This window comes from Pseudomonas sp. H1_F01, assembly GCF_054681425.1.
This window is the reverse complement of sequence record NZ_CP162823.1, coordinates 4,037,924-4,055,740: the sequence shown is the minus strand read 5'-3', so window position 1 is coordinate 4,055,740 and position 17,817 is coordinate 4,037,924. Positions and strand designations below refer to the sequence as shown.

Below are 17,817 nucleotides of genomic sequence, written 5' to 3'. Positions count from 1 at the left end.
GGACGAGCCACTCACAGGTCGGCCTCGTCCAGTTCGGCCATCAGCGCTTGCATTTCGTCATCGGACAGGCCCGAGGCGCTGAACTCGGTGCTGTCGGCTTGCGGCTCGGCGGCGCTCGGTGCCAGCGGTTGCGCGACCTCGGCCATGGCCGCGATGGTCTGGCGTTCGAAGACTTGCTTGGCCGAAAGCGCGATGCCTTGCTCGTGGGCCTGGGCCACCACTTGCAGGCTCAGGATCGAGTCGCCGCCGATGGCGAAAAAGTTGTCGGTGACACTCACCGTCGAGAGCTTCAAGACCTTGGCGACGATGGCTTGCAGGGCGGTTTCCATGGCGTTGCGCGGCGCCACGTGGGCGCTTTCGTCGAACGAGTCGGGGTCGGGCAATTGGCGGGTGTCGAGCTTGCCGTTGGGCGTGCGCGGAAAGCTTGCCAGGGTCAGCACCAGGGCCGGCACCATGTACGACGGCAGGCGCTCGCCGAGGAAACGCTTGATCGCCTCGGAGTCCGGTGCGTAGCCGTGAGCGGCCAGGATGTAGGCCAGCAGGCGCTTGCCGGCGGCGTGTTCCTGGACGATCACCGCGGCTTCGCGCACGTCGCTGTGGCTGCACAACTGGCGTTCGATTTCACCCAGCTCGATGCGGTAGCCGCGCACCTTGACCTGATGGTCCTTGCGCCCCAGGAACGCCAGGTGCCCGTCGGCCAACCAGCACGCCAGGTCGCCCGTACGGTAGGCGCGAGTGCCGTCGGCCAGGGTGACGAAGGCCTTGGCGGTTTCTTCGGGTTTGTGGCGATAGCCGCGGGCCAGGGTCGGGCCGGCGAGGACTATTTCCCCTGGCTCGCCAATGCCGCAGGCAGTGTCGAACTCGTTCAGCAGGCGCAGGTCCATGCCGGCGATGGGGCGGCCAATGCTGACGTTGCGGTTTGGCTCCAACACCTCATAGGTGGCCCAGACGGTGGCTTCGGTGGGACCGTATTCGTTCACCAGCCGGGCGTGGGGCAGGGTCTTGCTGTGTTGCGCGATCAGCGATGGCGGGCAGGCTTCACCGGCGACGATCCAGCAGGCAAGGCTGTCGGTGCCTGTGCTGCGCTGCAGTTGATCGAGCAGGGCCTGGTACAGCGACGGCAGCGACAGACCGTGGCTGACCTGATGCTGGGCAATCAGTTGCGCCAGGCGGGACATTTCCAGCTCTTCACCCGGGGCGGGCAAGACCAGGCGTCCGCCTTGGGCCAGGGTCCAGAAAATCCCGGCGACCGAACTGTCGAAGGCGAACGACGACAGCAGCAAGTAGGCGCGCACCGGAGTCTCATAGGCGGCCATGCGCACCTGGGTCGAGAAGCTCAGTGCGCCGTGGCTGATTTCCACGGCCTTCGGCGCACCGGTAGAGCCCGAGGTGTAGATCAAGTAGGCGAGGTCGATCGCGTCCGGCAACGGCAGCGCCGGCCAATCGCCGAGGTCCGGCGCTACCAGGTCATCCAGCACGAAGCGTTGCAGGGTGGCCGGCACGCTGTCGGCCAGTTCGCTGCTGACCACGATGTGGGCAATGGCGCTGTCGGCGAGCATGTAGGCGCGGCGGTCGGCCGGGTAGGTCGGGTCGATCGGCACGTAGGCGCCGCCGGCTTTCAACACGGCGAGCATGGCGACAATGGCCGCGTTGCTGCGGGCGAACAGGATGCCGACGGGCACGCCAGGAGCGATTCCGGCCGCGACCAGTCGATGGGCCAGTTGCGTGGCGCAGGCGTCGAGGTGGCTGTAGCTCAGGTCACCGTTCTGGTCGCTGAGGGCAATGGCGTCTGGCTGTTGGCGAACCTGACGGGCAATCAATTCCACCAGCGTCACCGGTTCGATGGCCGGCACGCTCGCGCCGGTGCCGATCAACTGCGATTGCAGCGTTCCACCCAGGGGCAGTTGGGCCCAGGCCCGTTGCGGTTCAGCCAGGGCGCCTTGCAGCAGTTGCAGCCATTGCTCGGCGAGGCAACCCGCGGCTTCGGCGCTGAGGGCATGGCGGTCGTAGACCAGTTGCGCGTGCAGGCTGGCGGGCAACTGGCGTACGTTCAGGCAGGCCTTCAGCGGGTTCATCACCGCGCCGGCATGACGCTCCCGGGCATCGCCCGAACGCCAGGCAAAGGCATAGCCGGCGTTGAGGTGGCCGGTGTAATAGTCTTGCCAGCCGACTGCCCGTCCCAGGGTGGCGGCCACTTGCGTGCTTTGTTCCAGCAGGGTCGCCTGGGCATCCAGTTCGATGCTCACGGGCAGGCACTGCTCGAACAGGCCCAGGGTGTTTTCCAGCTCCGCGCCGCGACTTTCATGGATCAGGGTGAGCGGCACCTGTTGCTGGCCGGCCAATCGTCCCAGCACCGCTGCCCATGCCGCCAGCAGCAGGTCCGGGGTCAGGGCCGAGTGACGGGCGAGGTCGCTCGGCAGAGTCAGGTCCAGCCGGGTCGGCGCGAACCCGCCATCGAGGGCCACTTCGAGCGGCAGCTGCAAGGCGGCCTGTTCGGTTTCGCCCGAGGGTTTCCAGAAGCTCACGCCCGGATGGTCCGGCGCGTCTTCAACCAGGCTCCAGCGCCATTCGGCGTAGTCGGCGTACTGCAAGGTGTCGGACAGGTCCGTGGGGTTGTCTTGCAGCAGTGCGCCGGCCAGCCATTTCAGGCTGGCGAGGTCGAAGTGGCTGCTGGCCGCCGCCAGGTCCAGGACCGCTTGTTCATCGGACAGGCGCACCAGGGTCACGCACAGTGGGGTTGCCCAGTCGCGGGGCTGGTTGGCGAGCCGGGCCAACGCGGCGTCCTGGTCGACGCGGCTGTGCTGGCGCAAGTCCTGGAGGTTCACCGCCAGCGAGCCGGCTTCGTCGATCACCTGCACCGGGTGGCGCAGGCCGGGCACGGGCATCAGGCGCGTGCGCAGGATTTCACTGCCGGCCACCAGGGCTTGCAGGCGGTTGTCCAGTGCAGCGACGTCCAGCGGCTGCGACAACGACCATTGCAAATGGCAGCCGAACGGGTGCTCCGCCGCGCCGTTGATGTGGGGGTAAACCGATGCCTGTTGCGGCGAAATACGAAAACCTTGAAGTCCGCTCATGTTCATCTCGACTGGAAAAGGGCTTGAGCCTGGATCACCGCACAGACGTCGGGGCTTGCTGGACACGTGTCAGGCAAGCCTCCTGCGAACGGCGGGTGGACCCGTTGAATGTCAGACGGCAACGTCGCTCGACAGCAGGGCTTCAGCCATGCCGGTCATGATTGCGCGCTTGCCGGTAAAGGGTTCGCGACCGTGCACGGCGAGCATGTTGTCGATGAACAACACGTCCCCCTGTTGCCAACTGAATCGCACCAGCGAATCGAGGTAGGCCGCACGCAGCGATTGCAGTACGTGTGGCTCGATCGGTTCGCCATCGCCATAAAAGGTGTTGGTGGGCAGGTCGAGGTCGTTGAAGTTGCTTTGCAGCGAATCGCGGATTCGCTCAGGCAGGGTGCTGATGTGGAAGAACGTGGCGTGATTGAACCAGACCTCTTCGCCGGTGCGCGGGTGGCGCACCACGGCCGGCCCGCGTTGGCGGGTGCGCAGGCGATTGTTGTCTTTCCATTCCACTTCGATGCCGACGCTGGCGCAGTAGGCCTCCACTTCGCGGCGGTCTTCGGACTGGAACACGGTCTGCCATGGCAGGCCGAAACCGTCGCCGTAGTTGCGCACGTACAGCACGCCTTTTTCCCGGAATCGCGCTTCGATCTGCGGGCTGATCCCGGCCTTCACGGCGCGGGTCGAGCCAATCGGTGTTTCACCACCGGTCTCGGACGGCAGTTGGCAGTAGAAGAACAGCCGCAGTGGAAAGCGCGGCGAGTAGGAGTGCTCGTTGTGGGGGAAAATCATCTGGTCGGCCGGGTAGTCGGTCGAGGTGTAGATGTTGCCGCCGACCCGTGTCCGGGGCGAGGCGCGGAACATGTATTCCAGAGCGCCGGGGGAAAGGGCGGCGATCACTTGGTCGAACTGCTCGACGGACGCGACGTTGAAGCCGCGAAACAGCAGGGCGCCGTACTCCAGCAGTTTCTTTTCCAGCGACTCGCGTTCCCGGGTGGCCCAGGCGATCAGGTCGACGCCGCTGACCGCCGGCTCGATCACCAGGGGCAGGGCGTGGTCCGGGCTGAGCAGGCGCTCGGTGACCAACTGTTGTTCCGAGACGTTCATGGCTTTGCGACGCACGGCGCCGAGGGCGCGTGGCGATGGGGGCACGATAGACATAACGGCATCCGACTCGGTTAAAGGGACAAGGAGCGACGTTTGGCTTGCATCATCTGGCTGCGACCGGCCAGCGCCTGTGACTGTTGTCGCTCACGGGCAAAGGCCTGGTCCCAGTTATCGATGCGCTCGGCCAATGCCGGCAGCGGCTCGTCCAACAGGGTGTGTAGCTGTTCCAGCAGGCCCGTCCACAGGTGTTGCAGGCGCAGGGCACGCTGCTGGTCGAAGTATTCGCCGCGATACTTGAGGGTCGCGGCGAGGCCTTCGCTGCCGTGCACGAGGTCGAGCACCAGGTGGAAATCTCCCGGTGCCTGGGCCACGTCCAGCGCGGACAGCTGCGCGCCTGCGATGGCGGTCGGGGTCACCCGTGACGGTTGATAGTTGAGCTTGACCTGGAACAGCGGCGAGTGACCGGGGCGGCGTTGCGGCGCGAGGGCCGAGACCACCAGGTCGAAAGGCAGGCCTTGATGGGCATAGGCCAGGCGCGCTTCATCGCGAACCCGCTCAAGGAAACCGGCCAGGGTCGGTTCGCCACGCAAGTCGCAACGCAGGGTCAACTGGTTGACGAAGAAGCCGATGACGTCGCTGTGCTCGGCCAGTGGCCGGCCATTGACGTCGGTGCCCAGCAGGAATTGCTGCTGGCCGCCCAGTTGCTTGAGCACCAGTTGGTAGCTGGCCAGCAACAGCATGAACAAGGTCATGCCTTGCTCGCGGGCCAGTGCTGCCAGCCGTTCGCAGCGGGCCTGGGGCACGCTGAAGTCCAGGCTGTGTTCGCCCGGGGCCTGGCCGCTGCCACCGAGTTCCAATGTTTGCGGTATGCCGGCCAGGTGTGTGCGCCAGAAGTCCTGCTCGGTGGCGATCTGCTGTTCGCTCCAGTACCGGGCTTCCCATTGGGCGAAATCGAGGTATTGCCCCGGCAGCCCTACGTCCGTCGAACCAGCCAGCTCCGCCAGCAGCACTTGTGCCGAACGCCCGTCGAAGGCGATGTGGTGCAGGGTCAGCAGCAGGTCATGCTGTTGGCCATGTCGGCTAAGCAACTGCGCTCGCAGCAGCGGGCCGGCTTGCAAATCGACAGGGTTGGTGTGTTCGTGGGCCAGGTGCTCGCTCAGCGCCTGCTGTTGCTGCGCTTCATTCTGCTCGCGCAAATCATGATGGATCAGCGCTACCGCCGTGGCCGGCAACACCTGTTGTTGCGGGCCATCGACACCGTCGCGGTACACCGTGCGCAACACGCCATGCCGCTCGACCAGCGTGTTCAAGCGCAGGGCCAGGGCCTCGATGTCCAACGGCCCTTGCAGGCGCAGATGCAGCACCAGGTTGTGGCGGGTGTCGTCCGGGTTCAGTTGGCGCAGGAACCACAGGCGACGCTGGGCGAACGACTGATGGCCCTGGTTGAGGTTGGCTTGCTCGGTCGAGGCTTCGGCCGTGGGCGCCGGTTCATTCAGGAAACCTTGCAGGGCCAGCGCCCATTGTTCCAGGGTGATTTCCCCGAACAAGTCCTGGGTCTCGAGATTCCAGCCCAGGTCCCGGTGCAGGCGCGCAGCGAAGTCGGCCACGCCGATGGAGTCCAGGCCCTGGCCGATCAGGCTGCGTTCGAAATGGGCGGACAGATACGGGTTGACCGCGTGCAGCGTCTGTTCCAGCCATTGGCGGCAGGCGACCTGGGCCTGTTGCGGCGTCTCGGCCACCAGGCGCTTGAACTGGGCAAGGTCAAGGGTCTCGCCGTGCGAGGCATGCTGCCCACCGCTCTGGGCGATGATGCTCAATGTGCCGGCGGCCAGCTGCTTGCGTGCGCCTTGACGGGCGATCTTGCCGCTGGTGGTCATCGGGATGGTGCCGGCTTGCACCAGCACAATCTGGTCGATGCCACAGTCGGCGGCTTCGCGCACGGCGTTTTGCATCGACGCGAACAGCGCCGGATGATGCGCCGGGTCGACGAACTTGCGCTGCGGCTCGGCGACGATCACCAGTTTCTCGCGGCCCAGGGCCGGGTCCATTTCCGAGAAGGCGGCGATGCGTCCAGTGCGGATGCCCGGCTCGGCGTCGGTAATGGCGAATTCGATGTCGTGGGGATAGAGGTTGCGTCCGTTGAGAATCAGCAGGTCCTTGAGCCGTCCGCAGATCACCACCTGGCCTTCATGCATGAAGCCCAGGTCGCCGGAGCGCAGGTAATGCTCCGATGAGCCGGCAATCCGTGCTTCAAAGGCTTCGCGAGTGGCCTCGGGGTTCTTCCAATAGGACTCGGCGTTGCTCGGGCCCTTGAGCCAGACTTCGCCGATGCGGTCGGCGGCGCAGCGTTCGAAGGTGTGCGGGTCGACGATGGCGATGCCGTGCAAGGCTTGCGGGTAACCACAGGCGACGAACTCCACGGCGGCGGCATCGGCCGTCGCCAGGGCCACACGACCGGTCTCCAGCACGGTCTTGTCCAGGCGCAGCACCACTGGCAGCGCATCGGCCGGCGTGGCGCTGACGCACAGGGTCGCTTCGGCCTGGCCATACCCGGGGCTGATGGCCAACGGGTTCAGGCCACACGCGGCAAAGCGTTGGGCGAAGGCCTCCAGGGTGCCAGGGTGGATCGGTTCGGCGCCGTTGATCGCGTGTTTCCAGGCACTCAGGTCAAGCTGCGCGATCAGGTTGTCGCTGACCACGCGGTTGCACAGGGCATAGGCGAAGTTGGGGGCGAAACTGGCGGTGGCGCGGTAGCGGCTCAACGCCTGCAACCAGGTCGACGGCGCATTGACGAACGTCTGGGACGCCATCAGGTAGCAGGGCATGCCGCTGTAGAGCGGGGCCAGCATGCCGCCGATCAGGCCCATGTCGTGGTACAGCGGCAGCCAGTTGACCATGGCGCCGTGCTCGTCGAAAGCGTACGCCTGGCGCATCAGTTCGACGTTGGCGATCAGGTTGCGTTGACGCACCTCGACACCTTTTGGCGAACCGGTAGAGCCGGAGGTGTATTGCAGGAAGGCCACGGTAGAACCCTCGATGGCCGGGCGTTGCCACTGGCTGGCCGGTGGCGTGCCCAGGTCCTGGACGGTCAGCACATCGACGCGTCCTTCCACCAGTTCCAGCAAGCCTTCGCAATAATCTGCCGGTGCAAGAATCAGCGCCGGTTCGGCATCCACCACCACGTTACGGACGCGATCGAGGTGGCGCGGCTTGCGCGACGGCGGTGGAAACAACGGCACGGCAATCAGCCCCGCATACAGGCAGGCACAGAAAGTGCGGGCGTAGTCGAGGCTGCTGGGCAACATCAACAGCACCCGATCACCCGGTGCATAACGTGCTTGCAGCGCGGCCGCCAGGGATTGGGATTGCTCGTGCAGCTGGGCAAAGGTCAGGGTTTCGCCGATCTCTACGCCGTCCGGCAGAAAATGCAGGGCCGCACGATGAGGGAAGTGCTGGGCGTTGGCTTCCAGCACGTCGATCCAGTGTTCGAATGAAAACATGTGCAATTCACGCCATGGCCACGATGACTTTGCGGTCACCGGTGAAAGGATTGCGACCGTGTGCGACCAGTCGGTTATCGAGCATCAGGATATCGCCGGGCTGCCAGGGGAAACTGATGGCAGTCTCGCGGTAGACCTCGCGCACGGTGTCGAGCATGTCGTCGGCAATCGGCGAGCCGTCGCCGAAATAGACATGGCGCGGCAGGTTCTCTTCACCCACTGCCGCCAGCAGGCTGGCGCGTACGCTCGGTTCGATGGCCGAGACATGGAACAGGTGCGCCTGGTTGAACCAGACCCACTCACCGGTATCGGGATGCTGCTGCACAGCGGCGCAACGCTGGCGGGTGCGCAGGTCGCCATCGGCTTTCCATTCCCACTCGATGTCGTTGTCCTGGCAGTAGCGTTCGACCTGGGCGCGGTCCTGGGTGTTGAAGACTTTTTCCCAGGGCAGGTCCAGGGCGCCGCTGTAGTTGCGCACGTAGAGCAACTCGCGGCTGGCGAACAGCTCGCGAATCTCGGCAGGCATGCGCTGGTAGATCAGGCGGCTGTCGGCAATCGGGGTCTCGCCGCCGGTTTCACTGGCCTTGATGCAGTGGAACCAGATGCGCGAAGGCCAGGGGCGGGTGTAGGCCTGTTCGTTGTGCAGCGGGATGAATTGATGGGCCGGATACTCGGTGGAGCTATAGACCCCGGCGAAGACTTTGCTGCGCGGTGTGGAGCCGAACTCGTAACTGGCCAGCGGTGCACCAAAGCTGGCAGCGAAGCGCTTGAAATCAATGGGCGTGGCGACGGTGAAACCGCGAAACAACACGCCGCCAACGGTGCTCAGGACATGGGCCAGGCTGTCGCGGATCGAGGTGTCCAGATCGTGGATCGACTGCCCCGATGTCCCCTGCACCAGCACGGGGAGCGATTGGGCGCTTGCATCCGTGGGCGCCATTGAAAAAAGCTCGGAACGCCCGTTCAGGTGTTCGATTGAGGTCATCCTTGTGCATCCTCTTATAGCGTCTTCGACCAGTCACAAGACCTTGAAAGCAGGGCAGCGGTCAGCGATGTAGGACTCGTCTGTAATGTATGTAAGGCGATACAAGACGACATACTAGGTACAAATGAGATGGATTATCAATACTATTTATTTAATTTTTTTTTTGGATTAGACTCCGCTCCGCTGGCGCCAAACAGCCTTCGGCCAGCTCAAAAAACCTAAAAATATCTGTCGCAGGGGAGCGGGGCGTGAATTTCAAAAAGAACACAATTGCGTTGGCTGTAGGGTCGGCCATCGGCCTGAGCAACGGCGCATGGGCGGCCGAAGAAGCCGGCAAGATGGAGATCGCTCCGATCACCGTGACGGGTGAAAAAATCGACCGCCCCCTCGATAAGACCCAGTCCAGCGTCGTGGTCGTCACCGACAAGAACCTGCGTGAACACGGCGACAAGGACCTGGTGGATGTATTTGCCCGCACGCCCGGCGTCTATAGCCAGGCCGGCAATGAGAACTGGGGTATCCGTGGCGTGCCGGTGTCCGGTTTTGACGACCAGGGCCCGGCGGCCCTCAACGGGGCAGTATCGGTGTATGTCGACGGTGCCGTGCAGCCCAACCGCGCGCTGACCCTCAGCCCGGTCCCGCTCTGGGATGCCGAGCAGGTCGAGGTTTTTCTCGGGCCGCAATCCACCACCCAGGGCCGTAACTCCCTGGCCGGTGCGGTGGTTATCCGAACCAAGAACCCAACCTTCGAACCGAGCTTCTCGGCGCAGACCAGCGTGGGCAACTACGGTGAGCACGGTGCGGCCGTGGCGGGCGGCGGGGCCATCGTCGATGACAAGATCGCCGGGCGTATCGCCGTGGATTATTCCGACGGTGACGGCTACATCCGCAACACCACGCTCGATAAAGACGCCAACCCGCATCGCACCAGCAACGCCCGCGGTAAATTGCTGATCCTGCCCAATGACGACACTGACGTCTTGCTGACTTATGCCCATAACGAACATCGCCAGGGTGACCGCTCGACGATGCGCGGCGCCGATGGCAAACCGAGCTATTACGACATCGCGTCCAATACCGAGGCCTTCGACAACCTCAAGCAAGACACCCTCAGCGCCAAGGTGGATTATCGTCTGAACGATGCCTGGTCGCTGACGAGCATGACCGCCAATACCAATACGGACTACAGCAACCGTCTGGACTTTGACCAGAATGCCGTGGACAACGAGGTCGTTCTGCGTAAGCAGGACGGCAACCTGTTCAGTCAGGAACTGCGCCTGAATTACGACTCGGACACGGTGAAGAGTTTCGTCGGTGCCTACTATGGTCACAACACCAACAACTTCCACGACCGGTTGTTGTTCGATGATGTGCTGGTTCGTACCGTCAAAGGTGATACCAAGATTGAAAACAAGGCGGTGTTCGGTGAAGTCAACTGGACGTTCGCCCCGCGCTGGACCTTGATCACCGGCCTGCGTTACGACCACGAAACGAACGATACCGACATCGAAGCAGATGGCCGCTTCGTGCCCGAGAAAATCAAGAAGTCGTTTGATGCCGTGCTGCCGAAACTTGGCATCGACTACGAACTGGCAACGGACCAGTACCTCGGTTTCACGGTGCAGAAGGGCTATCGCGGTGGCGGTGTCAACCTGCGTTCCGGTAGCGGTCACCAAGCCTACGATCCGGAATACACCACCAACTACGAGCTGTCCTATCGCGGTTCGTTCTTCGACAAGACCCTGCGTACCCGCGCCAACCTGTACTACACCGACTGGAAAGATCAGCAGGTCAGCGTGCGGCAGCCCGGTAGCACCGTCATTGATATCTACAACGCTGGTCGCAGTGAGATCAAGGGCCTGGAAGTCTTCGTCGAAAAAGACATCACCGAGCAACTGACCCTGAACGTCGGCGGCGCCATTACCGATAGCAAATACAAGGACTTCGTCGCTGACAATGGTCAGGACAGGAGCGGTGAGGCGTTCCTCTACTCGCCTAAATACAAGGCCTCGGTGGGTGGTGTCTATCGTTTCGACGATCGCCTGATATTCGGTACGGACATTGTCTATCAGAGCACCGCGCCTTCGGAGTACGAGTTCGATTCAAACGGTAAAGTCACTGGTGAGCGTAAGAGCGACGCCTATGTGCTGGTGAATTTCAACACCGAGTACAAAGTCACCAAGAACGTCGCAGTGTCCGCCTACGTGAAGAATGCGTTCGACAAGGAGTACGTCACCAACAATCGCGACGACGACATCATCGACGTCGGCGCACCGCGCACGGTGGGGATGATCCTGCGCTACGACATGTAAACCCACGGGCGCGGGGAGGCAATCTCCTCGCGTCTGTCCTGCAACGTTTCGGATGTTTGTTTCCAGGCTGTTTGTTCCCTTCCAAACCCAGCCTCCATGGAGGAAATCATGAGTGCTTTTTCGAATGTCACAGCGGGTGGCGCGCAACAGCTACGCCTGTTGCACACCGGTCTGTCGAATCCTTACTGCCTCGATTCGACACCACTGCTGGAACGTCAGCAACAGCAGGAATCCAACGCCCGCAGTTACCCGCGACGCATTCCCCTGGTGCTTGAAAGGGCCCATGGCATTTATGTGCAGGACAGCCGAGGGCAAGTGTTCGTCGATTGCCTGGCCGGTGCCGGGACCCTCGCGCTGGGCCACAACCACCCGGTGATCATCGAAGCCATCACCCAGGTCATGGCGGCCGGTGTGCCGATGCATACCCTGGACCTCATGACGCCCGTGAAGGACGCATTCGTCCAAGAGATTTTCGCTTGCCTGCCCAGCGAGTTCGCTCGCCATGCACGCATCCAGTTCTGCGGCCCGAGTGGGGCCGATGCGGTCGAGGCCGCCCTCAAGTTGACCCGTACCGCCACGGGGCGGCATTCGGTCCTGGCGTTCGAAGGGGCCTATCACGGGATGACCCTGGGCACGCTGGCCATCAGCGGCAACCTGTCTCCGAAAAATGCCCTCGGTGCGTTGATGCCAGGCGTGCAGCGCCTGCCGTTCCCCCACGACTATCGTTGCCCGTTCGGGGTGGCCGGCGATCAGGCGGTCACGTTGAACGTTCGATACCTGGAACACTTGCTCAACGACCCGGAAAGCGGGGTGACAGCACCGGCGGCAATGATCCTGGAGCCGATCCAGGGCGAGGGTGGGGTGATCGCCGCGCCGGACCGCTGGCTGCAGGAGTTGCGCCGGTTGACCCAGGCCCACGGCATTCCGCTGATCGTCGACGAGATCCAGTGCGGCATTGCCCGCAGTGGACGGATGTTCGGCTTCGAGCAATCGGGCATCACGCCGGATGTCATCACCCTGTCCAAAGCCATCGGCGGCGGGTTGCCGCTATCGGTGATGGTCTACCACGAGTCGCTGGACGTCTGGCAGCCGGGTGCCCACGCCGGCACATTCCGCGGCAATCAACTGGCGATGGCGGCGGGTACCGCGACCTTGCGTTTTATCCGCGATCAAGGCCTGGTCCAGCACGCCGAAACGGTGGGCGTTCACCTGCAAAAACAATTGCAGGCGCTGCAAAACGAGTTCGCCTGGATCGGCGATGTGCGTGGACGCGGCCTGATGCTCGGCATGGAAATCGTCGACCCGCAAGGCACCCCAGACGTACAAGGCCATCCGCCGGTGGACACGGCCCGGGCCAAGGCGTTCCAGCAGGCTTGCCTGAAGCACGGCTTGATCGTTGAACTGGGCGGACGCCACGGCGCGACCGTACGCTTCCTGCCGCCGCTGATCATCACCGAACAGGAAATCGATTTCGTCGCGAAAATCCTGTTCCAGGCCGCGAGCACAATCAACGAGCGCCCCGCAGGCTGATCATCCAGGTTCGACCCCGGATCCAGATACAACACCCAACCCTGTGGGAGCGAGCTTGCTCGCGAAGGCGCCGGCACATTCAACATCACCACAAGCAGACCCACCGCTATCGCGAGCAGGCTCGCTCCCACAAGGGATTACGGGTGCCCACAGCATCCGGACCCAACACCAAACCCTGTGGGAGCGAGCTTGCTCGCGAAGGCGCCGGCACATTCAACATCACCACAAGCAGACCCACCGCTATCGCGAGCAAGCCCGCTCCCACAAAAGATTGCAGATGCCCACAGCACCTGGATTCAACACCAAACCCTGTGGGAGCGAGCTTGCTCGCGAAGACGCCGGCACATCCAACATCACCACAAGCAGACCCACCGCTATCGCGAGCAAGGGATTGCGGCTGCCCACAGCGTCCGGACTCAGCACCAAACCCTGTGGGAGCGAGCTTGCTCGCGAAGACGCCGGCACATCCAACATCACCACAAGCAGACCCACCGCTATCGCGAGCAAGGGATTACGGGTGCCCACAGCATCCGGACTCAACACCAAACCCTGTGGGAACGAGCCTGCTCGCGAAGACGCCGGCACATCCAACATCGATGCAAGCTGACCCACCGCTATCGCGAGCAGGCTCGCTCCCACAGGAGATTGCGGCTGCCCACAGCATCCGGATTCAACACCAAACCCTGCAACAGTTGCTCAAGCACTGGCGTGAGTCAGCCCCGTCAAGGTGTCCGCGATGGCCTTCGTGCGTTGTGCCGTACCTTCGGTGGTGCGGCTCGAGTCTTCCAGGGCATCGAGCATCTCGCGCAGGGCGCTGACGGCGACGGACTGGTCTTCGATCTGTTGGGCGACGCCTTGGATCTCCGTCGAGAGCAGGTCAATGTCCACGCCGATTTCCGCGGCATTCTTGCGGGTGATTTCCGCGAGCTTGCGGACCTCATCAGCCACCACCGCAAACCCTCTGCCCATCTCACCGGCGCGCGCTGCTTCGATGGCGGCGTTGAGGGCCAACAGGTTGGTCTGCCCGGCGATTTGCTGGATGACCTGTACGATCGACTGGATACGCAAGCTCGAACTGGCAAGCGCACGGGCGCCGACCACCGCTTCACCCGCTTGGGTGGCAAGCTGTTCGACGGTCGTGCCGGCCTGCTCGGCGACGCTGTTTTGCCGGTCGATCGTGCCCGTCAGGTCATCCATCGACAAGTGCAGTTCGCCAGAGTAGTGCTTGATTTGCGTCGCCATCAGCGCTTGTTGCTGGCTGGCCTGGGCCAATACCTGGCCCAGATCCGTCAGGCCGTCGAACACCGGCAGGATGGTGTTGTCCAGGCCGCGAGTGTCCAAGGCGCTGCTGAAGTCATTCATCTTGAACGCCATGATCTGCTTGACCACGACATGGTTCAGGCCCGCCAGCTTCTTGATCTGGCGGCGCAGGAAAAACGCCTTGAACTCGCCGTAGTGAGCAATGAAGTTATCGACGTACTCATCGACAAAACTGGCGCCCTTGGTGACTCTGAAGAAGAAAATCGCCGTGAGTGTCTGGTTGAGGTTCAAACCGAGGATTTCACCAAACGTCGAGAAGCCGGCCAGAGGCACATCCCCGAAAATACCGGCCATGCTGCCCAGGTCGCTGCTGTTGTTGAGCCGGCGCAGGATGCAGTCGTTGAGAATAGCGGCCACCGGACGGCCGCCTTTGCCCTTGAGGAATTTCTCGTAGTCGAGGCGGGTCGCCTCGCGAAGGGGCGTACGCTTGACCATCACCAGCTCTTCGCCGGGCGCCACGTCGCAGAACAGCTGGATGATCTGCTGCTGATAATCGATGCGGGCAATGGAGCGCACGAACAGCTCATCGCCCACACGGATGGCGAATGAATAATCGGCCAGCTTCTTTTCCAGTGCCTGGGCACTGCACTCGAATGCCTCGCACAGCGCCTGGACCATGCTCTTGATGTTGCCACGGCTGTCGATGACCTGATCGATGGTGCGGTCCTCGACCGACGCGGTCAGCACGCTGAACGTCAGCCCGGCCGGTTGGAAATTCTGGCTCTTGAACACCCCGAAGCGCACGTCCGCCGCGGTTTTCAGGAAGACAATCTGCGCGTGGTTCTGATAACTGCGTTGCCCGTCACTGATCAGGGTCTTCTTGAAGTCCGTCTTGCCACCGGCCGAGCCGCCGACGAACAGGCAAGGGAAACGTCCCGACTCATAGAGCGCCTCCATGAAGAACGACTCGGAAGCCGAAAGCCCATCGAACACCACGTAGGCCAAGGTATCGCGATGGTCAATCGGCGTGCTCACTTGCGCCTGCTTGATGTTACTCACCAACCGGGTGATTCGCTCACGCATGGCCAAGCGCTTGCCGCCACCGCGAATGTCCTCGCACTCCAGCGGCACCATCACCACCTCGGCCGACACAATTACACTGGCGTCAAACAGCTGCAGCACCACTCGATCCCAGGTTTCGCCGGTCTGGCAGTACAGCGTGTTCGCGCCGTTGCACAACTCACCTGACGTCGTGCACAGGCTGATGGCGCAGTGGGCAAAGCGCTTCTTGACCTTGGCGGCGACCTGGTCGATGTCCAGGTGCGGGGAGACGAACCCGGTGACCAACACTGGGGTGATACGTACGTTGGCCAGCGCCTGGTCAAGTTCAGCAGAGGTGCAGACCACGCTGACCGCGCCTTGAGTCTGGGCGCGGGCCTTGTTGAATAGATTCAGTAGGTTCATGGCTGGACTCGGTTGAGTGCGACGTGACGCGTATGAGGTATGCGTGCAGAGTTCTTTTTCTGTAGCGGTCACGGCTGGGTGTGCTGGTGAGGATTTGCTACGCAGGGGGGGCGGCGTTCAGGTAGTACAGGAAAGCAGTCTAGGACCATCTGCGTAGAACCCAGCCACAAAGTAGCTATTTCCAGCCTCAGTCCACAGGGGTTTTTGGTTTGGGTTTTCTACGTCTGTTGACCAGCGACTTTAGTATATGTCCAGGGATCCGGTGTATGACCCGGTGGGTGACGGATGTTGGCTCGCCGGATCCTTCAGTCAGGATTCAGGTGACACCATCCGATCAACAATCCCATAAATAGCCTTTTCCAGGTCCTGGTTTTCCAGCATGGTCTCAGCGACTTTTTTTGATATGTTGCCGAATTCGGGATGTTCCAGAATATTTTCACCAAATTCCCAGCGCAGGATTTCCTGCACCGTGATGACTGGGGCCGCCTCCTGGAAATCTTCTGTACTTTTCTTAAGATCTCGAAGACGACTTTGTAGATTTACACGCAGCACTTCGAGGTCTTTTTCGCCCTTTTTGACCTTGGCTGCACTGGTGTTGTTTGCTGCGCTCGATGTTACTCGCTCCTTGGGCTTGGCCAGCGCTGCCAGGACCTGGGAGAGGCGAGTCGAATCGATTTTACTCATCAGGAAGTCTCGAATGTGTTGCGGTAGGCGCCAAGAAACACTGCAGGTTCGGCAGTATCAGGACTTTGGGGGGCGGGCGAGTCCGAAAGACTTGCCAATACTCGCTCCATATCTGCCTTTAATGCCGGATTGGGGCAATCTGTCAGCCCCTGAGTGAGCCGGGTGATGGCGTTCGGTATGCGTTCGTCGAGCAGTTCCAGATAGGCACCGGAAAACTCCCTCAAGCTCATCTCCTGTGAAGTATTCAGCAGTGAGTTGAATGCATTGTGGGCGTCGTCCAATTTCGATAACTGAAGACTGAGCAAACCCAATTGAAAGCGCGCTATGTCCATCCCGGGATCCAGCTCAAGTGCCTCGATCATTTCCGCATGCGCACGCTCCAGCAGGCCGAGCTCGGCGTGTTCGGCGGCGCGAAAGTAATGGACCGCTGCGTTTTTCGGCTCTAGTTCAAGTGCTGCGTTCAGATAGTTCAGGGCGGCGTGATGGTCGCCGTTCTGACTGGCGTTGATCGCCAGGTGCAAATATTCCGATGCGTCCAGCATGTTGGGCTCCGTGTGCGATGGCTTAGTGTTGATCCGGATGACGGTCGGGGACTTTGTTCTGGTGTGTTTGCAACCAGTTCTCCATCAGGACCCTGCCGGTGTTGCTGCTATCGGGTCTCGTCCGGTCAAGCACCTGATCGATCAGTTGGGCTGCCTTTTCTGGATGTCCGGCTTGCCGAAGCAGGAGGGCTTCGGCGTAGTGAGCCGACAGGCCATCCGGTTTGAGTTTGAGTGCGCGACGAATACCTTTTTGGGCGCGTTCTGTCATCCCATCCATGACGTCGACGATTGCCAGCCCACCATGGGTTTCACCAAAGTTACGGTCCAGGGCATAAGAGCGGTCGAGCGCTTGGCGGGCTTGAATGCTGTCCCCGCGCAAAATGTAGATCCAGGCCAGAAGGTGCCAGGTGCCGATGTGGTCCGGCATGAACTGGACCGCTGTTTTGAGGTGTTCTTCAGCCGCGTCGAATTCCAGTTCGTTGAATTCCAGCCGAGCCAGCCCGGACCATGCCCGGCCGCATTCAGGATGCGTGGTGACGGTATGAAGCCAGGCGTTGCGTGATGCGCTGATGTTGTTTTGGTGGAAGTGGACCGAGGCGCAGGCGATCAATGCATCGAGTTGATCGGGGTTTTCCGCCAGCGTCTCGTGGGCAGTGATCAACGCCGGGGAATAGTTGTCATTTTCGTACTGCAGCAGGGCGAGCAGGCCGCGAATGTCGATGTTTTCCGGCTCTTGCAGCAATGCGCGCGCAACCAGCACCTCGGCCTCCTCGGTTTCTTCCAGTTGATGCAAGGCGCGTGCATGCATCATCAGCAGCGGCGCAGGGCTTTGCGGTTCATGGCTCAGGCGTGAAAGCAATGCATGGGCGGCAGCATAATCGCCGCTATAAAAATGGCCCTGGGCGGTGTTGAAGATAACGGCTGGATGCTTTATTCCACCTTCGATTGCCTTATCACCAAACGCGCCCGCTGCTGCATATTTGCCGGCCTGTAAGGAGACATGGGCCGCCAGCGCACAGACGTTGGGCTCTTCGATCGCCTGGGTCTTCATGTGATCGATCAATTGTTGGCCATGAATGACGTCGCCAAGATCGATGGCCAATGCCAACGCGTCGGCCAAAAGCGCCAGGTTGGTTGGATCATGCCCCAGGAAGGTGAGCAGGCGCGCCAAGCGATTCTGTTCAGCGGACGTATTATCAGTGGTCATGAATGGATTCTTTTCGGCGATCGGAAGAAGGGGGGAGCGGTTCTCCCGAGCGATTATTGCCTTGATGGCTGTGGCCTGTCATGCGCTAAACAGCCGATTTCAGTGCTTCATAAAATATTTTCCTTTCCCCCTAAACTTTTTTCAAAAACCAAGCA

At 61.8% G+C, this 17,817-nt stretch carries 10 protein-coding genes and 1 pseudogene; 2 read left to right on the top strand and 9 right to left on the bottom strand.

The window, feature by feature from the left end:
- Positions 1-11: 11 nt before the first annotated feature.
- The 4 genes from AB4O09_RS18400 to AB4O09_RS18385 all read right to left on the bottom strand — a co-directional run bounded on the left by AB4O09_RS18400 (position 12) and on the right by AB4O09_RS18385 (position 8,663).
- Complete coding sequence (locus AB4O09_RS18400; protein WP_053162403.1) at positions 12-3,074, bottom strand: non-ribosomal peptide synthetase; 3,063 nt, start codon at positions 3,072-3,074, stop codon at positions 12-14.
- 111 nt (positions 3,075-3,185) lie between these two features.
- Positions 3,186-4,232 (bottom strand): TauD/TfdA family dioxygenase, encoded by a 1,047-nt coding sequence (locus tag AB4O09_RS18395; RefSeq protein ID WP_053162404.1) that lies wholly within the window; start codon positions 4,230-4,232, stop codon positions 3,186-3,188.
- Positions 4,233-4,249: 17 nt separating this feature from the next.
- Complete coding sequence (locus AB4O09_RS18390; RefSeq protein WP_460107330.1) at positions 4,250-7,678, bottom strand: condensation domain-containing protein; 3,429 nt, start codon at positions 7,676-7,678, stop codon at positions 4,250-4,252.
- A 7-nt stretch (positions 7,679-7,685) separates the two neighbouring features.
- Positions 7,686-8,663, bottom strand: coding sequence for a TauD/TfdA family dioxygenase (locus AB4O09_RS18385; RefSeq protein ID WP_013693073.1), 978 nt, complete (start codon positions 8,661-8,663; stop codon positions 7,686-7,688).
- 248 nt (positions 8,664-8,911) lie between these two features.
- Between AB4O09_RS18385 and AB4O09_RS18380 the strand changes: the two genes are divergently transcribed.
- Positions 8,912-10,975 (top strand): TonB-dependent receptor, encoded by a 2,064-nt coding sequence (locus AB4O09_RS18380; RefSeq protein ID WP_013693074.1) that lies wholly within the window; start codon positions 8,912-8,914, stop codon positions 10,973-10,975.
- A 108-nt stretch (positions 10,976-11,083) separates the two neighbouring features.
- Entirely contained in the window at positions 11,084-12,505 is a 1,422-nt protein-coding gene (locus AB4O09_RS18375) for a diaminobutyrate--2-oxoglutarate transaminase (protein ID WP_027912333.1), read from the top strand.
- Between the two features lie 696 nt (positions 12,506-13,201).
- Here AB4O09_RS18375 and AB4O09_RS18370 read toward each other — a convergent pair.
- The 5 genes and pseudogenes from AB4O09_RS18370 to AB4O09_RS18350 all read right to left on the bottom strand — a co-directional run bounded on the left by AB4O09_RS18370 (position 13,202) and on the right by AB4O09_RS18350 (position 17,662).
- The gene (locus AB4O09_RS18370; RefSeq protein ID WP_223471818.1) at positions 13,202-13,702 is read right to left on the bottom strand and encodes a methyl-accepting chemotaxis protein; all 501 of its coding nucleotides are present in this window, start codon (positions 13,700-13,702) and stop codon (positions 13,202-13,204) included.
- A gap of 372 nt (positions 13,703-14,074) precedes the next feature.
- Positions 14,075-15,229 (bottom strand): annotated as a pseudogene (locus AB4O09_RS18365) (FIST signal transduction protein); the annotation flags it as partial.
- 309 nt (positions 15,230-15,538) lie between these two features.
- Positions 15,539-15,913 carry a hypothetical protein gene (locus AB4O09_RS18360; protein ID WP_027912332.1) on the bottom strand — a complete coding sequence of 125 codons (375 nt, stop codon included), beginning with the start codon at positions 15,911-15,913 and terminating at the stop codon, positions 15,539-15,541.
- Positions 15,913-16,455, bottom strand: coding sequence for a tetratricopeptide repeat protein (locus AB4O09_RS18355; protein ID WP_053162409.1), 543 nt, complete (start codon positions 16,453-16,455; stop codon positions 15,913-15,915). Before AB4O09_RS18355 ends, AB4O09_RS18360 begins: the two co-directional genes overlap by 1 nt.
- Positions 16,456-16,477: 22 nt before the next feature.
- Positions 16,478-17,662, bottom strand: coding sequence for a tetratricopeptide repeat protein (locus AB4O09_RS18350; RefSeq protein WP_053162411.1), 1,185 nt, complete (start codon positions 17,660-17,662; stop codon positions 16,478-16,480).
- Positions 17,663-17,817: the final 155 nt, after the last annotated feature.